We start from the raw sequence: 23,366 nt of genomic DNA on the forward strand, positions 1-23,366 counted from the left end.
AACAGACTCACCTAATGCAATAAAAAGCGGATCAGATGGACATTGATCCGCTGCCTGCGACAAGTTGATGCACCCGCAGAAGCGGGGCGCAGACGCCTATATCAAGCATCTACGGGTGTTATTGATCCGGGTCAGTCAAATCACCGAATCACTGTCGGTGGCCTTCAAATGCTTACGCCCGTCAACTGCGCCTGCTACGGTCAATGCGTCGGCTTCTGCTTCGGTAATGTAGAAGCGCTGGCCATCAAGCTCCACCGCCGACATGGCTTTTTCCGGGTCGGTAATGATGGTGACGTCGGGACACAGACGAATTTCTTCGCCGTTCTCGGTAATGAAGAAGCAGGTCTGGTTTTCGATGCGCACAGTCATGGAGGTGTCCTTTTTTCTGCGGGTCTAAGGTGTTAGGGCACAGCCGAGGATCATCGTTCTGTGCAACCGATTAATGGTCGACGCGATCCATCCTGAAACGACCTTTAACAAGGACAACGCCATGAACGCATGGTGGCATGAGGTTTGGGTGACCCTGCAAGCGGAGTTCGCCGACATTGGCGACGCTTCACAACTGACGCGCATTACCGTGCGCTTGCTGATGGCGGCGGTGTTGGGCGGGATTCTCGGCTTCGAACGCGAGCACAAGGGCAAGGCCGCCGGGGTCCGCACCCACATGCTGGTTGCCCTCGGCGCCGCGCTGTTCGTGCTGGTGCCGCAAATGTCAGGCTCGCAGGCCGATGCCATGAGCCGGGTGGTGCAGGGTGTGATCGCGGGGATCGGCTTTCTTGGCGCAGGGACTATTCTGAAAAACAACGAGGGCGACGAGGGGCACGTCAAAGGCCTGACCACCGCCGCGGGGTTGTGGATGACCGCCGCCATCGGCGTCTCGGCCGGGTTGGGGCGAGAGGCGACGGCGGTGTTTAGTACGTTGCTGGCGTTGGCTATTTTCAGTGTGATGCCAAGGATCGTGCGATTACTGGAGAGGGATCACACCCCGTAGGAGCTGCCGAAGGCTGCGATCTTTTGATCTTGAAAAGCAAATCAAGAGATCGCAGCCTTCGGCAGCTCCTACGGTGTAACGATCACCGGCGGCATCGTCTCTGGCGGTTCTTCCCGCGGTGGCGGGGTGGTGCCGGGCGGATCTTGCTCAGGCACAGGCGTAGGTTCGGTCGGCGGAATGGTCGGGCTGTCGATGTTTGGATCAGGCGTTTCGGCAGGGATCGGAATGCTCATAAATTCAGTCTCCAGTGGCACATGGCGTAAGTCGTGCTTAAGTGTGTTGACCACCATGCAAAGGAATTGATTCCCCCGAAGACCCAGGCAAATCCTCGTGAACTTTACCGGTGCCTGTCGCTCGGAACCTAAGTGAGTTCATTCCGGGGCGGACGATCCTGCGGGATGGCTATCCAGTTACAAGCCACAGACACAAGAGCGTCCATGGGGCGTAAAGGAGAGATGCTCGATGACTGCTGAAAAACCGACAGAGCTGAACTACAACCCTCATATGCCGCTGTCGCAGGCTTTATTGCTACCGCGCATCGCAATCGAAAACACCATGCCGACCCTCGATGGCGGGCAGTTCGCCGTCAAAGCCGTGGTGGGTCAGGACGTGGTGGTGACCAGCAAAGTGTTCGCCGACGGTCACGACAAGTTGGCCGTGCGAGTGCGCTGGCACGCCGAGGGCGAGGAAACCTGGCAAAGCGAAGTCATGGCCGACCTGGGCAATAACGGTTGGCAGGGCCAGTTCCGGGTCGCGCGCCAGGGCCGTTATGTGTTTTGCATCGAAGCCTGGATCGATCAGTTCGCCAGCTTCTGTTATGAGCTGGAGAAAAAACACGCAGCCAGGGTGCCGATCAGCCTGGAGTTGCAGGAGGGGCGAACGCTGGTCCAGCAAGCCGCCGAACGCACCGAAGGGCAGCTGAGTGAACAGCTGGCGGCGCTGCACCATGAATTGTCGGGTCTGCTCGAAATCGAGCAGGTCGAGTTGTTTTTGCACCAGCGTAGCGCCGAGCTGATGACGCAGGCCGATCATCGTACCTATTTGAGCATCAGCCCCGGGTACCCGCTCGACGTCGAACGGGACCTGGCGCAGTTCGCCAGTTGGTATGAATTGTTTCCGCGTTCGATCACTGACGATCCGGCCCGTCATGGCACTTTCAACGATGTGCATGCGCGGCTGCCGATGATCCAGGACATGGGCTTCGATGTGCTGTACTTCCCACCGATCCACCCGATCGGCCGCAGTTATCGCAAAGGTCCGAACAACTCCTTGACCGCCGGGCCGGACGATCCGGGCAGTCCGTATGCCATCGGCAGCGAAGAGGGCGGGCATGAAGCCATTCATTCCGAGCTGGGGAGCCGCGAAGACTTCCGCCGACTTGTCGCGGCGGCCGCGGAACATGGACTGGAAATCGCCCTCGACTTCGCGATTCAGTGTTCCCAGGATCACCCATGGCTGCAGCAGCATCCGGGCTGGTTCAACTGGCGGCCGGACGGCACGATCAAATACGCCGAAAACCCGCCGAAAAAATACCAGGACATCGTCAACGTCGATTTCTATGCCAGCGATGCGATACCGAGTCTGTGGGTCGAGTTGCGCGACATCGTGGTGGGTTGGGTCGAGGAGGGCGTGAAACTGTTTCGAGTCGACAACCCTCACACCAAACCGCTGCCGTTCTGGCAATGGCTGATCGCTGATGTGCGGGCGCTGTACCCCGAGGTGATCTTCCTGGCCGAAGCCTTCACCACCCCGGCGATGATGGCGCGGTTGGGCAAGGTCGGTTACTCCCAGAGCTACACCTATTTCACCTGGCGCAACAACAAGTCCGAGCTGGCCACCTATTTCACCGAACTCAATGAGTCACCGTGGCGCGAATGCTTCCGGCCGAATTTCTTCGTCAACACACCGGACATCAACCCGGCGTTTTTGCATGAGTCAGGACGCGCCGGTTTTCTGATCCGAGCCGCGCTGGCCACCATGGGCTCCGGTCTGTGGGGCATGTATTCAGGCTTTGAACTGTGCGAAGCGGCACCGGTGCCGGGCAAGGAGGAATACCTCAATTCCGAGAAGTACGAAATCCGCCCAAGGGACTTCAACGCGCCGGGCAACATCATTGCCGAGATCGCCCAGCTCAACCGCATCCGCCGGCAGAACCCGGCGCTGCAGACGCATCTGGGCCTGAAGGTCTACAACGCCTGGAACGACAACATTCTGTATTTCGGCAAACGCAGCGCGGATGGCAGCAATTTCATTCTGGTGGCTGTCAGCCTTGATCCGCTTAACGTCCAGGAAGCGAATTTCGAATTACCGCTGTGGGAAATGGGCTTGCCCGACGACGCCAGCACCCAGGGCGAAGACTTGATGAGCGGTCATCGCTGGACCTGGCACGGCAAGTACCAATTCATGCGGATCGACCCGGCGAATCAACCGTTCGGGATTTGGCGAATTACCAATTCCTGAGCCTGACGAAGATCAAATGTGGGAGCTGGCTTGCCTGCGATAGCGGCGGGTCAGCGCCGAACATACTCGCTGACACATCGCTATCGCAGGCAAGCCAGCTCCCACACTGATCGCATTTCTTCAGGCAGTTGATGTTTTTCCAGAGTTTTTCAGGAGTTTCAAATGGCGAAGAAACCCAAGGCAGCCACCTTTATCAAGGACCCGCTCTGGTACAAGGATGCGGTGATCTACCAGGTTCACGTTAAGTCTTTTTTCGACTCCAACAATGACGGGATCGGCGACTTTCCCGGTCTTATCGCCAAACTCGATTACATCGCCGATCTGGGCGTCAACACCATATGGCTGTTGCCGTTCTATCCCTCGCCACGACGCGATGACGGCTACGATATTGCCGAATACCGTGGCGTGCACTCCGACTACGGCACTATGGCCGACGCCAAGCGGTTCATCTCGGAAGCCCACAAACGTGGCCTGCGGGTGATTACCGAACTGGTCATCAACCACACCTCTGACCAGCACGCCTGGTTTCAGCGGGCGCGCAAAGCCAAACCCGGTTCGGCGGCGCGGGACTTTTACGTCTGGTCCGATGACGATCAAAAGTACGATGGCACCCGCATCATCTTTCTCGACACCGAAAAATCCAACTGGACCTGGGACCCGGTGGCCGGCCAGTACTTCTGGCACCGTTTCTATTCCCATCAGCCAGACCTGAATTTCGATAACCCGCAAGTCATGAAAGCCGTGCTGTCGGTGATGCGCTACTGGCTGGACATGGGCATCGACGGTCTGCGTCTGGACGCGATTCCGTACCTGATCGAACGCGACGGCACCAACAACGAAAACCTGCCCGAGACCCACGACGTCCTCAAGCAGATCCGTGCCGAAATCGACGCCAATTACCCGGACCGCATGCTGCTGGCCGAGGCCAACCAATGGCCGGAAGACACGCAACTGTACTTCGGCGACACCGACGCCAAAGGCCTGAACGGCGACGAATGCCACATGGCGTTTCACTTCCCGCTGATGCCGCGCATGTACATGGCGCTGGCTCAGGAAGACCGTTTCCCGATCACCGACATTCTGCGTCAGACCCCGGAGATCCCCGCCAACTGTCAGTGGGCGATTTTTCTGCGCAACCACGATGAGCTGACCCTGGAAATGGTCACCGACAAGGAGCGCGATTACCTGTGGAATTACTACGCGGCCGACCGTCGGGCGCGGATCAACCTGGGCATTCGCCGCCGCTTGGCGCCGCTGATGGAGCGCGACCGTCGTCGTGTGGAGTTGCTGAACAGTCTGCTGCTGTCGATGCCCGGCACGCCGACCCTGTATTACGGCGATGAAATCGGCATGGGTGACAACATCTACCTCGGCGACCGTGATGGCGTGCGCACGCCGATGCAGTGGTCGATTGACCGTAACGGCGGTTTCTCCCGCGCCGACCCGGCCAGCCTGGTACTGCCGCCGATCATGGACCCGCAATATGGCTACTTGTCGGTCAACGTCGAAACCCAGGCCGGCGACCCGCATTCGCTGCTGAACTGGACCCGGCGCATGCTCGCCGTGCGCAAACAGTCCAAGGCCTTCGGTCGCGGCACACTGAAAATGCTCTCGCCGAGCAACCGGCGGATCCTGGCCTACACCCGGGAATTCACCGGACCGGACGGCAAGCACGAAATCATCTTGTGCGTGGCCAACGTGTCCCGCAGCGCGCAAGCGGCGGAGCTGGACCTGTCGGCCTACGTCGGCATGGTGCCGGTGGAAATGCTCGGCGGTAACGCCTTTCCGCCTATTGGTCAGTTGAATTTCCTGCTGACCCTGGCGCCTTACGGCTTCTATTGGTTCGTACTGGCGGCGGAAAACCAGATGCCAAGCTGGCACGTGGAACCGGCGCAAAGCCTGCCGGACTTCACCACGCTGGTGCTGAAAAAACGCATGGAAGAACTGCTCGAAGCGCCGTCCCGCAGCACGCTGGAGCAGAGCATCCTGCCGAGCTGGCTACAGAATCGCCGCTGGTTTGCCGGCAAGGACGCGGCCATCGAACAGGTCAACATCGCTTACGGCGTGCGCTTCGGCGATCCGATGCACCCCGTGCTGTTGAGTGAAATCGATGTCACCAGTGGCGGCCAGACCAGCCGCTATCAGTTGCCGTTCGGCTTTATCTCCGAAGATCAGGTGGGTGCCGCGCTGCCTCAGCAACTGGCCTTGTCTCGGGTCCGGCGCGTGCGTCAGGTCGGTTTGATCACCGACGCCTTCAGCCTCGACACCTTTGTGCATACGGTCTTGCACAGCATACAAAGTAATTCCGTATTGCCATCCAGCGCGGGCGAGATTCACTTTGAGCCGACGGCGGAACTGGCGAAACTCGGCCTGACCGGGGAATCGGAAGTGCGTTACCTGTCCGCCGAACAGTCCAACAGTTCGGTGGTGATCGGCAACAGCCTGGTGCTGAAACTGATCCGCAAAGTCGCGTCTGGGGTGCACCCGGAACTGGAAATGAGCGCGTACCTGACCAACGCCGGTTTCCGCAATATTTCGCCACTGCTGGGTTCGGTGGTGCGCCGTGATCCGGCGGGCGAGGACAATCTGCTGATGATTGCCCAAGGCTACTTGAGCAATCAGGGCGACGCCTGGGAATGGACCCAGAATAACCTCGAACGGGCGCTGCGCGACGAACTGGCCGACGCCATGTCCGAGCAGGAGCAACACTACAACGCCTTGGGTGAATTGAGAGACTTCGCCGGCATGCTCGGTCAGCGTCTGGGCGAAATGCACCAGCTGCTGGCGGCGCCCAGCGACAACCCGGACTTCGCCCCGCAGGTTACCTCCCAGAAAGATGCCTTGGCCTCGACCAAGGACGTGGCGGCGCAACTGGAGTACGCGCTGAAGTTGCTCAAGCAGCATCAAAGCGAATTGAATCCGGCAGACAAAGCCTTGGTCAGTCGTTTACTGGACAACAAAAAAACCATCCTCAGCCATGTTCAGGAGCTGGGTAAAAAAGCCGTCGGTGGTCTGCGGATTCGCGTCCACGGTGATTTGCACTTGGGCCAGGTGCTGGTCATCAAGGGCGACGCTTACCTGATCGACTTCGAAGGCGAGCCGGCGCGGCCGCTGCACGAACGACGGGGCAAACACAGCCCGTCCAAAGATGTGAGTGGCGTATTGCGCTCCTTTGACTACGCTGCGGCGATGGCGATCAATGTGCACAACGTCGACAACACGGCCGATGCCCAAGCCGCTCGTCAACGTGTCGCTGATCGCTATTTAAATGAAGCAAGACAAGCATTTGTCGACGCTTATCGGCTGGCGGCAGCTAGTCTTGCTCATGCATGGCAAGATCCGGAAGGCGAGGACGCCGCATTGGCGTTGTTCGGCCTGGAGAAGGCAGCGTATGAAGTGGCCTATGAGGCAGAAAATCGCCCCACCTGGTTGCCCGTGCCGTTGCACGGTTTGTATGGACTATTGAGTGGGCTTAAACCCTTTTCCGATCTTGGTGGAGAGTAGTTATGAGTTTCTCGAACAAGGAGCAGGGTCACGCTAAAGAAGCGCTGCTGCCCAGAGCACGGGATATCGATGCGCTAGTACGCGCCGAACATCACGACCCCTTTGCGATTCTCGGCCCCCACGGCGATGGTGCCGGCGGGCAATTCATTCGGGCCTATTTGCCGGACGCCTTGAGCGTGCAGGTACTGGCCAAGGACTCCGGGGAGGAACTCGGCACCCTTGAGGCGACCCAGACGCCGGGGCTGTTCGTCGGGCACTTCGATCGGGCGCAGGCGTATCTGCTGCGAACCCGGTGGGCCGGCGGCGAACAGGTTTCCGAGGACCCTTACAGCTTTGGCCCGTTGCTCGGCGAGATGGACTTGTACCTGTTCGCCGAAGGCAATCACCGCGATCTCAGCGCTTGCCTGGGCGCGCAGCTGCAAACGGTCGACGGTGTCGATGGCGTGCGGTTCGCCGTGTGGGCACCGAACGCCAAAAGGGTGTCGGTGGTGGGTGACTTCAACAACTGGGACGGTCGTCGGCACCCGATGCGCCTGCGTCATCCTACCGGCGTATGGGAAATTTTCGTCCCGCGCATGCAAGCGGGGGAAACCTACAAATACGAAATCCTCGGTACCCACGGCATTCTGCCGCTCAAGGCCGACCCGATGGCGCTGGCCACCTCGCTGCCGCCGGACACCGCGTCAAAAGTCGCTTCGCCGCTGAACATCGAGTGGCAGGATCAGGAGTGGATGCAATCCCGGGGCGACCGTCATCGGGTGAGTGCGCCGCTGTCGATCTACGAATTGCACGCTGGCTCGTGGCAATGTGAGCTGGATGATCTGGGCGAGGTCGCCCGCCAGTACACCTGGCATGAGTTGGCCGAGCGGCTGATTCCTTACGTGAAGGATCTGGGTTTTACCCACATCGAGCTGATGCCGATCATGGAACACCCGTTCGGCGGGTCCTGGGGCTATCAGTTGCTGTCGCAATTCGCCCCGAGCGCCCGCTACGGTACGCCGGATGACTTCGCCGCGTTCGTCAATGCCTGCCACCAGGCCGACATTGGCGTGATCCTCGACTGGGTGCCGGCACATTTTCCGACCGATACCCACGGCCTGGCGCAATTCGACGGCACCGCGCTGTACGAATACGGCAACCCGCAAGAAGGCTTCCATCAGGACTGGGACACGCTGATCTACAACCTGGGTCGCACCGAAGTGCACGGCTACATGCTGGCCTCGGCGCTGCACTGGCTCAAACATTTCCACGTCGACGGTCTGCGGGTCGATGCCGTGGCTTCGATGCTGTATCGCGATTACTCGCGCAAGGCCGGCGAATGGGTGCCAAACCGTCACGGCGGTCGGGAAAACCTCGAAGCCATCGACTTCCTGCGCCATCTCAATGACGTGGTAGACCTCGAAGCCCCTGGCGCGCTGGTGATTGCCGAAGAATCCACCGCATGGCCGGGTGTCAGCCAGGGCACGCAACAGGGCGGACTGGGCTTCGACTACAAGTGGAACATGGGCTGGATGCACGATTCGCTGCACTACATCCAGCAGGACCCGGTGTACCGCGCTCATCATCACAACGAACTGAGCTTCGGCCTGGTGTATGCCTGGTCCGAGCGTTTTATCCTGCCGATCTCCCACGACGAGGTGGTACACGGCAAGCACTCGCTGATCGACAAGATGCCCGGCGACCGCTGGCAGAAATTCGCCAACCTGCGCGCCTACCTGAGTTTCATGTGGGCGCATCCGGGCAAGAAGCTGTTGTTCATGGGCTGCGAGTTTGGTCAGTGGCGTGAGTGGAACCACGATCAGCAACTGGACTGGTACTTGCTGCAGTACTCGGAACACAAAGGTGTGCAGAAACTCGTCGGCGATCTTAATCGGCTGTATCGCGAAGAGCCGGCGCTGCATGATCAGGACGACGCGCCGCAAGGCTTCCAGTGGCTGATCGGTGATGATGCAATCAACAGCGTTTACGCCTTCATGCGCTGGAGCAGGGAGGGGCGGCCGGTGTTGGTGGTGGCTAACTTCACGCCGGTGCCGCGTGAGGGTTATCGCATCGGCGTACCGTTTGCCGGGCGTTGGACCGAGGTGATCAACAGCGATGCGGCCACTTACGCCGGTTCGAACTATGGCAACAGCGGCGGGGCGTTTACCGAGGAGGAGCCGAGCCATGGCCAGGCACTCTCGTTGGTATTGAACCTGCCGCCGCTGGCGGTGTTGATGCTGCGTCCGGAGGGTTGATCTAGCACCGAGTCGCTCCCATCGCGAGCAAGCTCGCTCCCACTTTGGATTTATGTCGTACACAAAACCAATGTGGGAGCGGGCTTGCTCGCGAAGGCGTCAGCCGAAACAAAACACCTCTTGAGGTCAGACGCTCACCACCGCATCCGCACACCCAAACTCCCAATCAACCCGTTCAAATCATTCTCATCCACACTACTGCTGTAGTCGGCGCTGACGTAGAGACTCACGGCAGGTGTCACTCTGGCCACCAAGCCCAAACCCACTTCGACGGTCGATGAATAGCGGCTGCTGCTGATCTTCTCGACCTGATCGAGGTTCACGGTATCGCTGGTGTAGACCGTGTGCCACACGTTGGTTCGCACATAGGGTTCAACCCCCAGGCCGTTGATGTCGTAATTACCTTTCAACCGTGCACCGACCCGGCCGCTCCAGGACGTCAGATCGCTGGACGAGGCATTGCCTGACCCGGCATACGGGGTGTCCAGGGTAATGCGTTGATTGATTAATTGCGCCTGGGGTTCGACTACCCAGTGATCGCTAAGGCCAATGGGGAAACCACCTTCTACCGACAGCGTCACCGCGCTGCCCTCGGTTGCTTGTCGGGCGCCCTGGTCATTGCGGCTAAAGCCGTTGACGCGGCCGCCGCTGGCCGTCAAGTCCACATGCCAGCCTTGTGGCCCGGTCAGACTCCAGTAAGCGCCGAGGCTCTGGCCTTCGAGGTTGAGGGTGTCGTTGCCGGGGTCAGCAAGGGCGCGACCGGTCAGCAGTCCGTCGCTGTTGCCTTGTAACTGTGTCATGCCGCCGACCAGTCCGACCCGCTGGGTATGACCGCTACCGCTTTGCAGAGTCAGGATCGCCGGACCTTTGAATTCGCTACTGCCAGGGATAGCAAATCCCTGAGCCAGAACATCGGTTTGCGCCTGCCGCGAGGCCTGTCCATACACCTGATCCCAGGCCGAAGGCGCAGTGTCCTCGATGGTCAAGCGCGAACTTCGTGGATCGGAGGCGGCGCTGAAACGGCCGGAGGAGGGGGCGGAGAAAGTGACGGCGGGTAAAGTCATGACCGGAACATCCTGACGATACCAAGGCGTGGTTTCATCCTCTGCCGGCCCTGCCTGTACTTCCATGGACGAGCACAGGAGTAGTGAACTCGAGACAGTGCAAAAAGTAACTTTGATCTCATGTTGGGTGAAAGAAGTTTTCATGGAGGTCTACCTTGCAATCGCGTGCGGTATCTCGCTCTGGCGTCTCTCCTACCCCGAATGAGGGGCGACCGAATATAGTGGGGCAAGCCTCTGGCCGCCCGATTTTGCGGGTGTCTCGGGGTTTGCCCCATGGTGTATTTCCGGGGGTAGTAACGTGTAGCTAAGAAGACCCTTGACATCGCGTCAAGAAAATGGCCGATAAATGGTATGTGTATTTTAGGACTTGCAAGTGACTGATTTACGCCGCACATCTAAGGTCTTGTTTGTTCGAAAAATCGTCAAAAAATCCGCGTTCCAGAGCGGTTTTGATAGTTGGCTACCGGTCTACCAACTCACCCTGACACCGACATTTGCGGCAATTGCGCGCAGCTGATTGCTGTCGATATTGCTGGTGTAGTCGACTCCGCCATACACGCTCACGGTTTTCGCGAGGCTAAGCACAAAGCCGACACCGAGGTCGGCCGATGACGATTTTTGCTCGGTATCGATCCGGTCCGCGCCGTCGAAGGTTACCGAGTCGGTACCGGAAAGGGTGTGCCACAGATTGGCTCGTATATAAGGTTCCAGTGGTCGTCCACTGACTTGGTAGCGGCCTTTGAGTCGAGCGCCGAGGCGACCGGTCCAGGCACCGTCGGAGTCGAATGAGACCTTTGAATGCTGCTAAACAGCGAGGACGCAGGCGCCCTCGCTACCCGCCTGGCGACTACCCAGGCTTGTGGTTATCCAGTACTCGATTGACCGCTAACTCACCCAACATGATCATCCTTTGCAGCACCAGCATCGTTTGGCGTCGTGGGCCATCCGTCAAGGCGGTGAGATCGTTGACCATGGCGCTGGCTGATGCCAACGATTCGCAGGCCTCGACGAGCAACGTTTCGTCATCCACCGCTGCGTCGATGGTGAAAATGGTGCTGGGCTTGTAGGGCGGTATCTGCGTTTTCGACGCCCCGGGGTTGAGGTAGAAGCTGAGTGCGCGGTCGGCCGCCTCTTTCATTTTCTTGGGGTCAAGATCAATAAAGGCGTCGTAGGGTACCGGACCGGTGTTAGGGGGGTTGGGCGTTACCTTGAACATAGTTAGAACTCCTTATGCCGTGAATAAGAGCCAACCAACCTCGCTACCAAACGAAGGGTGGTGGCCATACGCAGGTTGGTAGACCGGGACATAAGGAAACCGGCGCACCCGAAGGTGCCCTGCGCATGACCACCATAGTGCCGAGACGAAAAAAACGCCGCGAATGGTGATGCTGTGCATTCCTTATATCCGGGCTACCAAACCCGATCACTGTTTTGCAGTGACCAGCAAACGATATAGCCCGGCATCAAGCCGCACAAGCCGGCGGATTCTGGCGCACGTGTAGGTAACGACGCAAGGCGTTGTAGCCGTTAGGACGTAACACCGAGTGTCTTTAAACGCGTCCGCTAAACGCATGAAAGCGTCTAAAAATTCGAGGAAGCGTCCGACATTAAGTGCGATGCCGGTTGATTCGTCGACGACGTGTTTGGTGCGGCGCACGTTTCCGAATTTGCGCATGTGGGTGACGCTGGGCCAGGCCGCGGTGCGGTTGCCCCATAGGCGCAGGCCGGCACAGCAGTCTACGAAGCTAATGGCGTTTCAAAGATGCACTTCCACCGCCAATGGCAAGTGATCCGACAAATGCGTCCAGGGCTTGTGCCCCAGTATTCGCGGCTCATGACTGCTGGCGTTGCGCAAATAAATCCGATCCAGGCGCAGAAGCGGAAAACGCGCAGGATAGGTTTTCGCCGGGCGGCCGTGGTGACGCTCGAAGGCTTCATGCAGGTAGTCGCGTCGGGCGAGGGCGGTGTTGCCTTGCAGCTGCCAATCGTTGAAGTCGCCGGCGATAATCACCGGTGCATCGTCGGGTAACGATTCGAGCAGTTGGCAGAGTAGCTGGAGCTGTAGTTGGCGATGGCTTTCCAGCAGACTCAAGTGAACGCAGATCGCATGGACTTCAGTGTGCCCCGGTACATCCAGAACGCAATGCAGCAGGCCGCGGCGTTCGGGGCCGGTGATCGAGACGTCGAGGTTGCGGTGTTCGCGGATCGGGTATTTCGATAACAGGGCATTGCCGTGGTGACCGTTGGGGTAGACCGCGTTGCGACCGTAGGCGAAGTCGCTCCACATGCTGTCGGCCAGGAACTCGTATTGTGAGGTCTGCGGCCAATCGTTGTAGCGAGTGGAATGGCGGTCGTGTTCACCGACGACTTCCTGCAGGAACACCAGGTCCGCCGACGTACTGCGTACCGCTTCACGCAGTTCCGGGAGAATGAAACGTCGGTTGAGTGCGGTAAAACCCTTGTGGGTGTTGACCGTCAGCACTCTCAGTCGATGAATCGCCGGGGGCGTGTTCAATGGAGATGATTCGACGGCCTGCCACTTGGAATCACTGGTCACGTTCACTCCTCTGAATCAGGACTGCTTATGTATGCGACTGATGCAGCGGCGGGCAGTTCAGAGTGATTCGTCGCAAGCAGCCTTCACGCCAGAATGTAGCAGCTGTCGAGCCTGCGAGGCTGCGTTCGACTGCGTAGCAGTCGTAAGACCGGCAACGCGGTGTGTCAGGCAAACTCCATGTTCTGGATGGCGACTGCTGCGCAGTCGAACGCAGCCTCGCAGGCTCGACAGCTGCTACAGGCTGCTACCAGCGCTGCGTCAGACGAAGACAATTTCATAAGGCAACCGTATCCGCTCCAGAAGCACCGGGGGCAGCAGCGGGGCGAGGCCGATGGCCGGCTCGCCGTCGAGCTGGCTGGCATAGGCGTGGGTGGCGTGGCTTTTGCGCGCGACGGTCCAGGTGTCCAGGCGAATCTTGCGCGCGCGATGCCACGGGATGAGCCCTCGATCACGCGTTGGCCAGTGCCAGGCCCAGACCGGTACTTCGTTGAACGCCGCCCCGACCATGGCCGCGGCCTTGACGCTAGCCCGGCCGACGGCGTCATGGTCGACAATGCCATCCTCGCGCCAGGTGCTGAACACCACATCCCCGGGGCGTAAATAACGGGCAATGAATTGAGTCATCTGAAATTCCCGTTCGGCCAGGGCGTTGTCGGTGAAGCCGCCACGAATCCATTTGAGGCTGTGCATCGGCAACCCGAGCCGGCGCAAGGCTTCGAGGCTTTCCTGGGGGCGGAACACGCTCAAGCGTTTCTCCGACCACTGTTGCGAGCCCGGATGGCTGGCGCTGCCGTCGGTAATCGAGATTAACTGGAGCGGATGTCCCAGGGCGCTGAGCAACTGCAGCAGGCCGCCGCAGGTCACGACTTCATCGCCAGGGTGTGGGGCAATCACTACAGCGCGTGCGCCGGCGGGGACCAAGGTCTGAGTGCTGATGACAGGAATGTTGTCCAGTTGCGGGGCGCTGTTCCAGATTTGTACTGGCGGGATGCTTTCACTGATGGTGACCGTTTTCATGGCTACGTCCTTGTTCTCGTTGATAGCAATGTGCAGCGCTCCAAACCCTGGATTGCCGCGAGCAGAGTATTGCTCATGACACGCTATTCGTCGCCTCGATGCTCCATCCGGTACGTTTTTTTATCCGACCTGCGCCATGTCCCGCAGCGAAACCAACTCATGTTGCGCCGGGGTCTAGGCGGCTTGCAGGCACCGGCCTAACGCCTGAGTATCGGCGTAATCCGGTGACTGTCGATCGAGAAACCCCTGAAGGTCCATTTCACTCTTCTTCCTCATGCTGCAATTCGAACAGCAGCAGAGAACGACCGGTGACGGAATATTCGTGTCCGAACTCGAAGCGTTCCTGCCCGCGAATCGACGGTTGATTGGTGTCGATCATGCACGTCCAGTGATAGCCGTCAGGTACTTCCGGCAAGGTGAAATTGACGATATCGTGGTGCGCGTTGACCACCAGCAACAGGGTCGCGTCACCGCCCTTGCGGCGGATACCGGTTTCCTGGGCGCGGCCATCCATCAGCATGCCGAGGCAGCGGCCATGGCCTTCCTCCCATTGTTCGATGGACATTTCGCTGCCATCCGGCGCGAGCCAGGTGACGTCCTTGACGCCGATGTCCTCGTTGTAATTGCCCACCAGGAACCGGCCGCGACGCAGGATCGGGTAGGTCAGGCGCAACTTGATCAGGCGTTTAACGAACTTGAGCAGGGCCTTGCCGTCTTCGCTCAGGTCCCAATTGACCCAACCGATCTCGCTGTCCTGGCAATAGGCGTTGTTGTTGCCTTCCTGGGTTCGGGCGAATTCGTCGCCGGCCACCAGCATCGGCGTACCTTGGGACAGCAGTAGCGTGGCAAAGAAATTGCGCATTTGGCGCTGACGCAGCTCATTGATCTCGGGATCGTCGGTCGGGCCTTCGACGCCATGGTTCCAGGACAGGTTGTTGTTGCTGCCGTCCTGATTGTTCTCGTCGTTGGCTTCGTTGTGTTTGTCGTTGTACGACACCAGGTCGTTGAGGGTGAAACCGTCGTGGGCGGTGACGAAGTTCACCGAGGCGTACGGCCGCCGGCCACGCTGATTGAACATCTCGCCGGAGGCGGTCATGCGACTGGCGAAGTCCGCCAGTTGGCCGTCGTCGCCTTTCCAGAACGCACGTACGGTGTCGCGGAATTTGTCATTCCATTCGACCCAGCCTGGCGGAAAGTTACCGACCTGATAGCCACCGGGGCCGCAATCCCAGGCTTCTGCAATCATCTTCACCTGGCGCAGCACCGGGTCCTGACGGCAGGCCACAAGAAAGCTGTGACGTTCGTCGAAGCCGTCGTGGTAGCGCCCGAGAATGGTTGCCAGGTCGAAGCGGAATCCGTCCACGTGCATTTCCGAAGCCCAGTAGCGCAGGGAGTCGGTGACCATTTGCAGCACGCACGGGTGACTCAGGTCCAGGGTGTTGCCGGTGCCGGAATCGTTGATGTAGAAGCGCTTGTCGTCGGGCATCAAGCGGTAGTAGGAGGCGTTGTCGATGCCGCGCATGGACAGGGTCGGGCCTTGCTCATTGCCCTCGGCGGTGTGGTTGTAGACCACGTCGAGGATCACTTCAAGATTGGCTTCGTGCAGGTGCGCAACCATCTCCTTGAACTCGGCGATTTTGCCGCTGGCCAGGTAACGCGGGTCGGGGGCGAAGAACGCGATGCTGTTGTAGCCCCAGTAATTGGTCATGCCTTTGTGCAACAGATGCTGGTCGTTGACGAAGGCATGAATCGGCAGCAATTCCACCGTCGACACGCCGAGCTTGCGGATGTGTTCCAGCACATCATCGACCATCAACCCGGCGAAGGTGCCGCGCACATTCTCGGGGACGGAGGGGTGACGCATGCTGATACCGCGCACGTGAGTCTCATAAATGATGGTCTTGTCCCACGGCACGCTGACCCGATGGTCGTGACCCCAGGTGTGGGCGGGGTCGATCACCTTGCATTTGGGCACGAAGGGCGCGCTGTCCCGTTCATCGAAACTGAGGTCGGCGTCGGGGTGGCCGATGGTGTAGCCGAACAGCGCTTCGGACCATTTCAACTGGCCGACCAGTTGTTTGGCGTAGGGGTCGATCAGCAGTTTGTTGTGGTTGAAGCGATGACCGTTCGCCGGGTCGTACGGGCCGTAGACACGGTAGCCGTAGATCATCCCCGGATGCGCGTCGGGCAGGTAGCCGTGGTAGATCTCGTCGGTGTATTCCGGCAGTTCGATGCGTTCCAGTTCGACCTCGCCGGCATCATCGAAGATGCACAGCTCGACCTTGGTGGCATTGGCGGAAAACAAGGCAAAGTTGACCCCCAGGCCATCCCAGGTCGCGCCCAGCGGGAAGGGCAAGCCTTCACGGATTCGCGAGGCCTCGATCTGAGGTTCTGGCGCGGCTTTCTTCGGACTGGTCATAGGTGCTCCTGCAAAGGGGGTTCAGTTCTTGGCTCTGGTTTTTTTTGAGGGCGAGCGAGCCCTCGGTGGCGAGAAGGCTCGCCACGAGGTCAATCAGGACAAAGGTGAGAGGCGTCAGACCGCGGGCGGTTTACGCGCTGCTCGAGGTTTTTTCTCGTTGGCTTTTTCGCCCGGCGGGATCACCTTCGAAGCCGCGGCGGGCTTGGCTTTGGCTTTTGGCTCGGCAGCCTTGCCATTGGCTTTGCTGGCAGGGGCCTTGGTGCCGGCGGTTTTGCTGCCAGCCGCTTTTGGCGATTTGCTCGGTGCCAGGGCTTCGGCTTCAGCCAGTTTGCGGGCCATCTCCCAGTGGCGGGCTTCCTGACCCTCGGGTTTTCCTTCCGATTCCCAGATCTGATAGGCGAATTCGCGGATGCGTTTATCGTTAGTGCTCATCGCAATGCTCCTGAACTGAACTCAAGTGTGGGTAGTTTGGATAAAAAGATTGATCGGGAAATCCCCCAGCGCGGTGCTGATGTTCAGTTCCCTTTGGGGTGTGACTGGTGTGCTTGAAAAAAGTCCCTCTAAATTTTCATCAGGGGCGGTGAACGGTAATTTGACCCGTGTATCGCCCCACAGCGGCGCGCCAATCCGGGGTTCGGCACTGTTTTTCAGCAGTTCGGCGCAGCGTATCGGCACGATGACGATGGCGCGTTTTCCTTCCAGCGAGCGAGCAAATGCGAGCACCCGGTGAGCCTGGCTGCCGACGACTTCAAGGGCTTGATACGTCCCTCGCCGAAACAGTTCGGTGTGCTCCAGCCGCAGGTTCAACACATGAGCGATCAGCGCTTGTTTAATGCGCCCGTCACGCCAGTTAGCCAACAATTCTGGCAGTTCCAATGGCGTCTGCATCGACTGCTGACGGCTGGCGTAATCCACCGGCCGGCGGTTGTCCGGATCGACCAGCGAGAAGTCCCAGTACTCGTTGCCCTGATACAGGTCCGGTACCCCCGGCACGGTCATGCGCAGCAAGGTTTGCGCCAATCCATTGAGCGCGCCGGGGACGGCGATGCTCTTGGCTGCTTTGCCGAGGGCAGCGCGTAGCAGTTCACCTTCGGGGCTCAGAAGCAGACGTTGCAGGAATTGGTGAACCGCTTGTTCGTAAGCCTCGTTTGGCGCGCTCCAGCTGCTTTGCAACTTGGCTTCGCGCAAGGCTTTCTGTTGCCACTGCCACACTCGTTGAGTGTAGTTCTCCAAGGCTGCTTGATCGTCACTGCGCAAATCGAGCGGCCAGCTGCCGAGGATCGCTTGATAGAGGATCAACTCATCGCCCGCAGTCGGCATCTGGTCGTCGTCGCGCAGGGGGCGGGCGAGGGCCTGCCAGAGCGGGACTTGCTCGGCGTACCAGGCACTGCGCTCGCTCAGCACCGCGAGGCGTGCGCGGGTGTCTTCGCCGCGTTTGTGGTCGTGGGTCGCGGTGGCCAGCAAATTATCGGGGAATGCTTCGAGGCGATGGGTGCAAGCCGCATGGAAATCGGCCACCGGCGCGCTGAACTGCTCGGTGCTGAAGCCCACGTCATTGCGCGACAACAATGTCGCCGAGCGATAGAACGCGGTGTCCTCCACAGCCTTCGCCGCTGCCGGCGACGTCAGTTGCTGAAAACGCACACAGGCATGCTTGAGCATCTTGCGCGGCCGGCCCAACGGGTGTTTGCGCCAGGGTTCACCGCCCAGCCAGTTGGCCAGGCAATCGAGCACCGGCCAGTCGGCCTCGCCGAGGGTTTGCCTGGCACCGTCCATGGCTTGCTGGAAAAACACATCGTCTTCAGCCGAACGCCCACGGGGGCTGATGTAGGTGCGGTACACCGGGAAATGCACGATCAGTTCCTGCAACGCCCGACGGATCGCACCGAGGGTCAGGTCGCGGGTCATCAGGTCATCCCGGGCCACTTGCAACAGGGCCTGGGCGACGCTTTCAAAGTCTCCGGCGAGGGAACCGTTGAGGATCTGCTGGCGGGCCAGTTGCGCTTCCTGACGGAAATCGGCGGGCCGTTCGCTGTAACGATTCCACAGTTCGCCCAAGGTGTCGGCGCCTTCGGGCGCGTGTTGCAGCAGCGACAGCTGATTCATGAACTCGTAACCCGTGGTGCCATCCACCGACCAGTCGCGGTGCAGGGTTTCACCTTCGCCGAGGATCTTCTCGACGTAGATCGGCAGGTGCCGATCCGGCGACAGGCTGTCGACCCGCCGCCGCAATTTTCGGCAGTAACCCCGAGGGTCGGCGAGACCGTCGATGTGGTCGATGCGCAAACCGTCAACCAGGCCTTCGGCTACCAGCTCGAAGATTTTCGCGTGGGTGGCTTCGAACACAGCGGGGCGTTCAACCCGCAAGCCACCCAGTTCGTTGATATCGAAAAAACGCCGCCAGTTGATGTCATCGGCCGCCGTGCGCCAACTGGCCAGGCGATAGCTTTGGTGTTCAAGCAACTGGTGCAGGTGCTGGAAACCTTCGGCGGTGAGCGAGTCGTAAGCGCTGAGGTTTTGCTGGATGGCCTGGAGAATCGCCGGATCGCTAGCCAGTTCACGCAACTCTGTTTTCAGCGGCATCGCCAGACTGTGGGCGTCGGTTTGGTAGCTCAAGGTGCTGAAACGGTCTGCCAGCGACTTGAGCGATTCGGCGGTCAGCGGGTCATCGGTTCTGAGCAGTTCGCCGTAATGGGTCGGGCAGATCGGGAAGTGATGTTCATAGTGCTCGACATAAAACGCGCCCTTTTGCGCATCGAAGCGCAGGGGCAGGGTGCCGTCCTGCAAGGCGATGCCGTAGTCGCTGCCGAGGAAGGGCAGCAACAACTGGCCTTCCATCAACGGGTCGGGTGAATGCCACTGGATATCGAAGAACTCGCCATAAGGACTCAGGCGTCCCCATTCCAGCAAATCCTGCCACCAGGGATTATCGCCACCGCCGACGGCCATGTGGTTGGAGACGATGTCGAGGATCAGCCCCATGTTCTGCTCGCGCAATGCGCTGACCAAACGCCGCAGCGCCGCTTCGCCACCCAGTTCCGGGTTGACCGTGGTCGGGTCCACGACGTCGTAGCCATGCATGGAGCCGGCGCGGGCGCTCAGCAGGGGTGACGCATAGACATGGCTGATGCCGAGGCTGGCGAAGTACGGCACCAGCGGTACCGCATCGTCCAGCGTGAAGTCTTTATGGAACTGCAGCCGCAAGGTAGCCCGCAGCGGTTGGATAAGCGTTTGCTTCATTGGTCACGCTCGGCCGCCTGAAGCCGCGCGCAGGCGAGCAGTTCCAGGCGCCGGGCGGCGTCCGGGTCATCGAGCAAGGCTTCACTGTCGCCGGGTAAGCGTCGGGACCAGTTGGGGTGCGTGTCGGTGGTGCCGGGCAAGTTGGCCTGCTGTTCGATGCCCAGGGCATCTTCCAGCGGCAGCAACACCAGCGGCGCACGGGTATGACCGAGGAAACGTATTGCGGCGTCGAGCACCTGATCGGTTTCGTGGGACTCTTCGCGAAAGTTCTGCGGGTCCTCGCTCAACACCCGACGCAGGCCTTCGCGCTCGCGTTCACGGTGGTGGCGCCATTCGATTTCACCGGGGGCGTCGACCAGGCCCAGTCGGGCGTTCCAGTCGATATCGTGGCCATGCCACCAGCCATTGAGCGTCGGCAGGTCATGGGTGCTGGTGGTCGCGAGGGCGTTGTCCGGCCAGTCGAGAATCGTTTTGAAGTGCGCGTTGTCCTGTTCGAACAGCAGCACGCGCATGCCGAGGATCGAACGGGCGATGAGCTTTTCTCGCAACCCATCGGCCACGGTGCCAAGGTCTTCACCGAGGACGATGGCCTGATGGCGATGGGACTCGAGGGTCAGCAAACGCAGCAGGTCGTCCACCGGGTAATAGAGGTAGGCGCCGTCGGCGGGTGACGCGCCATTGGGGATCACCCACAGCCGTTGCAGGCCCATGACGTGATCGATGCGCAGGCCACCGGCGTGGGCAAAATTGGCGCGGAGCATTTCGATGAAGGCACGAAAGCCATTGCGTACCAGACCTTCGGGCGAGAACGCGGAAATCCCCCAGCCCTGACCGGTGCGGTTAAGGATGTCGGGCGGTGCGCCCACGGTCAGCGAGGCGAGCAATTCGTCCTGACGACTCCAGGCCTGACTGCCACCGCCATCGGCACCCACCGCCAGATCGGCGATCAAGCCAATGCTCATGCCGGCGCTGCGGGCGGCGGTTTGTGCGCGTTCCAGGCACCGCGTAATCAGCCATTGGCAGAAGGCAAAGAAGCCGATGCGTCCGGCGTTTTCTTCGGCAAATTCGGCCAGTGCAGCGCTGCGCGGGTTTTGCCATTGCTCGGGCCAATGCCGCCAGTCGAGACTTTCACCCTTGGCGGCGCGGGCTTCTTGAATGGCTTCAAAGCGGCAGTGGTTTTCCAGGGCCTCGCCAGCGGCGTGGCGGAAGCTGCTGAAGTCGGCATGCAACGGGTGTTCACCCTGGACAAAGCCTTCGTACAACGCCTGCAACAGACGGTGTTTGGCTTCGGCCGCTACCGGCCAATCAACCAAGGGCAAGGCTTCAAGGTGCTTGAGTTCTGCCGCCAGGCCTGTGGAATCAATCGCGGTCCGCAACGCTCGGTCACCCAGGATCGCGCCCGGTGCGGCGTACAGACTGTTGAGAAACAAACGGCTGGACGGCGAATACGGGCTGTAGCGCTGGGTATCGCTGCCGAACATGGCATGCAGCGGACTGATCGCCAACGCTTCGGCACCGCGTTCACCGGCTACACGGGCCAGGTCTTCCAGCGCCTGGGTATCGCCGAAACCGCCATCGCCCGGACGACGCAGCGAGTACAGCTGCACGCTCAGGCCCCAGGCGCGCGGGATCGGACTGTCGACGGCATCGCCGACGCTGTAGCAGCGCGTCGGTGCAACGGCCAAGGTAAATTCCTGCCCGTCGATGCTGATGTGTTGATAACCGACCGGGACCAGGCCGGGCAGCATCGCCTCGGCATCCAGTTTCAGGTTGAGTCGCGAGCCATCTTCAAGGTGGATCTCGCACGGTGTTTCAGGCTCAAAGTAATGCGCCAGGCTGAGGCCAACACCGAAGTCGGCGGTCAGCAGCGGCGGCAGGTGTCGGGTCTGTTGCACCTGCTGCAGTTCCAGCAGACTGGCGTCGATTTCCTGAGCGCTGCCGGCCGGGTGACCGAGTCCGATGAGGACGTTGCGTAACACTGATGGAGCGACTTTCTGTGGGCGGCCGTTGGCGTCGATCCAATCGACAGCCAGGCCAGCTCGGCTGGCCAGTATTTCCAGTTGCGCATCGCTCATTGGCGCTCTCCATCCGGGGTTAGCAAAGGGGCTGCGGCCGTGAGGCTGACTAGCGCGCAATACGGGGCAAGCGTGCCCTGATCCAACAGGCCGGCTGACTGTGGCGGGTATTCGAACAACAACGAAGCGTCGGCCTGTGGGGTGTGGACCACAGGTGTGTCGCTGAGGTTCAGGTCAATGCACAGCAGGCTGCCATCGCCCAGTCGCCAGCGCGCCGTTACTGCGCCTGCGCCCAGTACGTCCGCGCCCAATGCTTGAGCACCGGGGAGGCGGGGAATGATCTGCTGATGACGGATCTGCAACAGTTGGCGATACAGGTCGTGTATGGCGGATTGTCGGGTTGGTGTCAGCTCGGGGCGTGAAGCCTCAAAGGTCTGGCGCGCGTTGGGGTCGGGAATCTGCTCGCGTTTGTGCGGATCAGCAAACGCGCTGAAGGCGGCAAACTCGTTACGTCGTCCCTCGCGGACCAGCTCCGCGAGTTCACCGTGATGGCTGGTGAAGAACAGGAACGGTTGCTCGGCGGCGAACTCGTCGCCCATGAACATCAGGGGGATCATCGGTGACAACAGCAGCAATGCGGTGGCTGCCTTGAGCGAATCGGGGTTGGCCAGTTGATGCAGCCGTTCGCCCAAGGCGCGGTTGCCGATCTGGTCGTGGTTTTGCAGAAACAGCACGAAAGCACAGGGCGGCAAATGACCGCTGGGCTCGCCACGGGTTGTACCGTGACGGGTCACGTGGCCCTGAAACACAAAGCCCTGGCTCAGGCAGCGAGCCAGTTGCTCGGTGGGGTTTTGCGCATAGTCGGCGTAATAGGCGTCGGTTTCGCCGGTCAGCAGCACGTGCAAGGCATTGTGGCCGTCGTCGTTCCATTGCGCGTCGAAACCTTCTTCGAGCAGGCTGGCCTGGTTGTGTTCGTTTTCAACGGTCAGCCACACATGCCTGGCCGGATCGGTTTGCTGGCGAACCTTTTGCGCCAGTTCCTGAAGAAAGTCAGGGTCTTCGATGGCGTGTACTGCGTCCAGACGCAAGCCATCGAAGCGGTACTCCAGCAACCACATCAGCGCATTGTCGATGAAGAAGTCCCGCACCTCGCGTCGCCGGAAGTCGATGGCCGCACCCCAGGGGGTGTGCTTGTCTTCGCGGAAGAAGCCCTTGGCGTAGCGATGCAGGTAATTGCCGTCCGGGCCGAAATGGTTGTAGACCACGTCGAGAATCACCGCCAGGCCATGGCCGTGGGCGGTGTCGATCAGGTGTTTGAGTTGTTCGGGAGTGCCATAGGAGGCTTGGGGCGCGTAGGTCAGAACCCCGTCGTAACCCCAATTGCGATCACCGGGGAACTGCGCCAGCGGCATCAATTCGATCGCACTGATGCCCAGCTCCACGAGGCGCGCCAGGTGCTGCTCGACTTCGCTGAAGCCGCCGAGCGCACCGACGTGTAATTCGTAGATCACCGCCTCATTCCACGGCCGCCCGAGCCAGGCGCTGTGTTGCCATTGATACGCAAGTGGATCGACCACCACGCTGTGGCGGTCGATATCACCGGCCTGCGCGCGGGAGGCCGGGTCGGGCACCTCCAGCTCGCCGTCGATGTTGTAGCGGTAACGCGTGCCGGCGGGGCAGCGGGTGTTGATCACGAACCAGCCATCCGCCTGAGGCAGGAGTGGCAAGGATTGTCCATCTTCCAGTTCGACACTGACGTAAAACGCATCTGGCGCCCACAAGGCAAAACGCGTGTGCTCTGCGTCCAGCATGATTGCGCCGTGGGGCCAGGTCTCAAGGGTCCGTAACGGCATCTTTGAAAACCT

The 23,366-nt window shown here is 60.2% G+C and carries 16 protein-coding genes and 1 pseudogene; 5 read left to right on the forward strand and 12 right to left on the reverse strand.

The window, feature by feature from the left end; genetic code table 11:
- Window positions 1-135 precede the first annotated feature (135 nt).
- The gene (locus ACMXYH_RS14530) at window positions 136-369 is read right to left on the reverse strand and encodes a DUF3203 family protein (RefSeq protein WP_415767499.1); all 234 of its coding nucleotides are present in this window, start codon (window positions 367-369) and stop codon (window positions 136-138) included.
- Between the two features lie 121 nt (window positions 370-490).
- Here ACMXYH_RS14530 and ACMXYH_RS14535 point away from each other — a divergent pair, with 121 nt between their 5' ends.
- The gene (locus ACMXYH_RS14535; protein WP_129443892.1) at window positions 491-991 is read left to right on the forward strand and encodes an MgtC/SapB family protein; all 501 of its coding nucleotides are present in this window, start codon (window positions 491-493) and stop codon (window positions 989-991) included.
- Between the two features lie 68 nt (window positions 992-1,059).
- On the opposite strand, the gene ACMXYH_RS14540 is transcribed toward ACMXYH_RS14535, so the two are convergent.
- A complete protein-coding gene (locus tag ACMXYH_RS14540) occupies window positions 1,060-1,224 on the reverse strand; it encodes a hypothetical protein (protein ID WP_165353285.1) in 165 nt (54 codons plus the stop codon).
- A gap of 229 nt (window positions 1,225-1,453) precedes the next feature.
- Between ACMXYH_RS14540 and ACMXYH_RS14545 the strand changes: the two genes are divergently transcribed.
- The 3 genes from ACMXYH_RS14545 to glgB all read left to right on the forward strand — a co-directional run bounded on the left by ACMXYH_RS14545 (window position 1,454) and on the right by glgB (window position 9,189).
- Window positions 1,454-3,451: an alpha-1,4-glucan--maltose-1-phosphate maltosyltransferase gene (locus ACMXYH_RS14545; protein ID WP_415767500.1), complete on the forward strand. Its 1,998-nt coding sequence runs from the start codon at window positions 1,454-1,456 to the stop codon at window positions 3,449-3,451.
- Between the two features lie 162 nt (window positions 3,452-3,613).
- On the forward strand, window positions 3,614-6,955 hold the full coding sequence (gene treS, locus ACMXYH_RS14550) for a maltose alpha-D-glucosyltransferase (RefSeq protein ID WP_415767501.1): 3,342 nt from the start codon (window positions 3,614-3,616) through the stop codon (window positions 6,953-6,955).
- A gap of 2 nt (window positions 6,956-6,957) precedes the next feature.
- Entirely contained in the window at window positions 6,958-9,189 is a 2,232-nt protein-coding gene (gene glgB, locus ACMXYH_RS14555) for a 1,4-alpha-glucan branching protein GlgB (RefSeq protein WP_415767502.1), read from the forward strand.
- A 134-nt stretch (window positions 9,190-9,323) separates the two neighbouring features.
- On the opposite strand, the gene ACMXYH_RS14560 is transcribed toward glgB, so the two are convergent.
- Complete coding sequence (locus ACMXYH_RS14560) at window positions 9,324-10,397, reverse strand: autotransporter domain-containing protein (protein ID WP_415767503.1); 1,074 nt, start codon at window positions 10,395-10,397, stop codon at window positions 9,324-9,326.
- A gap of 229 nt (window positions 10,398-10,626) precedes the next feature.
- On the opposite strand from ACMXYH_RS14560, the gene ACMXYH_RS14565 reads away from it, so the two are divergent.
- Complete coding sequence (locus ACMXYH_RS14565; protein WP_415767504.1) at window positions 10,627-10,770, forward strand: hypothetical protein; 144 nt, start codon at window positions 10,627-10,629, stop codon at window positions 10,768-10,770.
- Here the strand turns inward: ACMXYH_RS14565 and ACMXYH_RS14570 are convergent.
- From ACMXYH_RS14570 to treZ, 9 genes and pseudogenes are all read right to left on the reverse strand, one after another.
- Window positions 10,722-11,051 (reverse strand): annotated as a pseudogene (locus ACMXYH_RS14570) (autotransporter outer membrane beta-barrel domain-containing protein); the annotation flags it as partial. The gene ACMXYH_RS14565 and the pseudogene ACMXYH_RS14570 overlap by 49 nt on opposite strands.
- Window positions 11,052-11,100: 49 nt before the next feature.
- Complete coding sequence (locus tag ACMXYH_RS14575) at window positions 11,101-11,469, reverse strand: DUF6124 family protein (RefSeq protein ID WP_415767505.1); 369 nt, start codon at window positions 11,467-11,469, stop codon at window positions 11,101-11,103.
- A gap of 540 nt (window positions 11,470-12,009) precedes the next feature.
- Window positions 12,010-12,810: an endonuclease/exonuclease/phosphatase family protein gene (locus ACMXYH_RS14580; RefSeq protein ID WP_046053575.1), complete on the reverse strand. Its 801-nt coding sequence runs from the start codon at window positions 12,808-12,810 to the stop codon at window positions 12,010-12,012.
- A gap of 258 nt (window positions 12,811-13,068) precedes the next feature.
- Complete coding sequence (locus tag ACMXYH_RS14585) at window positions 13,069-13,827, reverse strand: PIG-L deacetylase family protein (RefSeq protein ID WP_415767506.1); 759 nt, start codon at window positions 13,825-13,827, stop codon at window positions 13,069-13,071.
- Window positions 13,828-14,086: 259 nt separating this feature from the next.
- Complete coding sequence (gene glgX, locus ACMXYH_RS14590) at window positions 14,087-16,246, reverse strand: glycogen debranching protein GlgX (RefSeq protein ID WP_134421559.1); 2,160 nt, start codon at window positions 16,244-16,246, stop codon at window positions 14,087-14,089.
- 114 nt (window positions 16,247-16,360) lie between these two features.
- Entirely contained in the window at window positions 16,361-16,678 is a 318-nt protein-coding gene (locus ACMXYH_RS14595) for a DUF2934 domain-containing protein (protein WP_129443906.1), read from the reverse strand.
- 21 nt (window positions 16,679-16,699) lie between these two features.
- Window positions 16,700-19,486 carry a malto-oligosyltrehalose synthase gene (locus tag ACMXYH_RS14600; RefSeq protein WP_415767507.1) on the reverse strand — a complete coding sequence of 929 codons (2,787 nt, stop codon included), beginning with the start codon at window positions 19,484-19,486 and terminating at the stop codon, window positions 16,700-16,702.
- Window positions 19,483-21,561 carry a 4-alpha-glucanotransferase gene (gene malQ / locus ACMXYH_RS14605; RefSeq protein WP_415767508.1) on the reverse strand — a complete coding sequence of 693 codons (2,079 nt, stop codon included), beginning with the start codon at window positions 21,559-21,561 and terminating at the stop codon, window positions 19,483-19,485. Before malQ ends, ACMXYH_RS14600 begins: the two co-directional genes overlap by 4 nt.
- Entirely contained in the window at window positions 21,558-23,354 is a 1,797-nt protein-coding gene (gene treZ, locus ACMXYH_RS14610) for a malto-oligosyltrehalose trehalohydrolase (protein WP_415767509.1), read from the reverse strand. Before treZ ends, malQ begins: the two co-directional genes overlap by 4 nt.
- Between the last annotated feature and the right edge of the window lie 12 nt (window positions 23,355-23,366).

The sequence above is a fragment of the Pseudomonas frigoris genome (assembly GCF_047758635.1).
GTDB classification, from domain to species: Bacteria; Pseudomonadota; Gammaproteobacteria; order Pseudomonadales; family Pseudomonadaceae; genus Aquipseudomonas; species Aquipseudomonas frigoris.

What these genes read in the sequence shown, in the direction of transcription:
- ACMXYH_RS14530 (WP_415767499.1), bottom strand. Translation starts at nt 369, where the DNA reads ATGACTGTGCGCATCGAAAACCAGACCTGCTTCTTCATTACCGAGAAC.
- ACMXYH_RS14535 (WP_129443892.1), top strand. Translation starts at nt 491, where the DNA reads ATGAACGCATGGTGGCATGAGGTTTGGGTGACCCTGCAAGCGGAGTTC.
- ACMXYH_RS14540 (WP_165353285.1), bottom strand. Translation starts at nt 1,224, where the DNA reads ATGAGCATTCCGATCCCTGCCGAAACGCCTGATCCAAACATCGACAGC.
- ACMXYH_RS14545 (WP_415767500.1), top strand. Translation starts at nt 1,454, where the DNA reads ATGACTGCTGAAAAACCGACAGAGCTGAACTACAACCCTCATATGCCG.
- treS (WP_415767501.1), top strand. Translation starts at nt 3,614, where the DNA reads ATGGCGAAGAAACCCAAGGCAGCCACCTTTATCAAGGACCCGCTCTGG.
- glgB (WP_415767502.1), top strand. Translation starts at nt 6,958, where the DNA reads ATGAGTTTCTCGAACAAGGAGCAGGGTCACGCTAAAGAAGCGCTGCTG.
- ACMXYH_RS14560 (WP_415767503.1), bottom strand. Translation starts at nt 10,397, where the DNA reads ATGAAAACTTCTTTCACCCAACATGAGATCAAAGTTACTTTTTGCACT.
- ACMXYH_RS14575 (WP_415767505.1), bottom strand. Translation starts at nt 11,469, where the DNA reads ATGTTCAAGGTAACGCCCAACCCCCCTAACACCGGTCCGGTACCCTAC.
- ACMXYH_RS14585 (WP_415767506.1), bottom strand. Translation starts at nt 13,827, where the DNA reads ATGAAAACGGTCACCATCAGTGAAAGCATCCCGCCAGTACAAATCTGG.
- glgX (WP_134421559.1), bottom strand. Translation starts at nt 16,246, where the DNA reads ATGACCAGTCCGAAGAAAGCCGCGCCAGAACCTCAGATCGAGGCCTCG.
- ACMXYH_RS14595 (WP_129443906.1), bottom strand. Translation starts at nt 16,678, where the DNA reads ATGAGCACTAACGATAAACGCATCCGCGAATTCGCCTATCAGATCTGG.
- ACMXYH_RS14600 (WP_415767507.1), bottom strand. Translation starts at nt 19,486, where the DNA reads ATGAAGCAAACGCTTATCCAACCGCTGCGGGCTACCTTGCGGCTGCAG.
- malQ (WP_415767508.1), bottom strand. Translation starts at nt 21,561, where the DNA reads ATGAGCGATGCGCAACTGGAAATACTGGCCAGCCGAGCTGGCCTGGCT.
- treZ (WP_415767509.1), bottom strand. Translation starts at nt 23,354, where the DNA reads ATGCCGTTACGGACCCTTGAGACCTGGCCCCACGGCGCAATCATGCTG.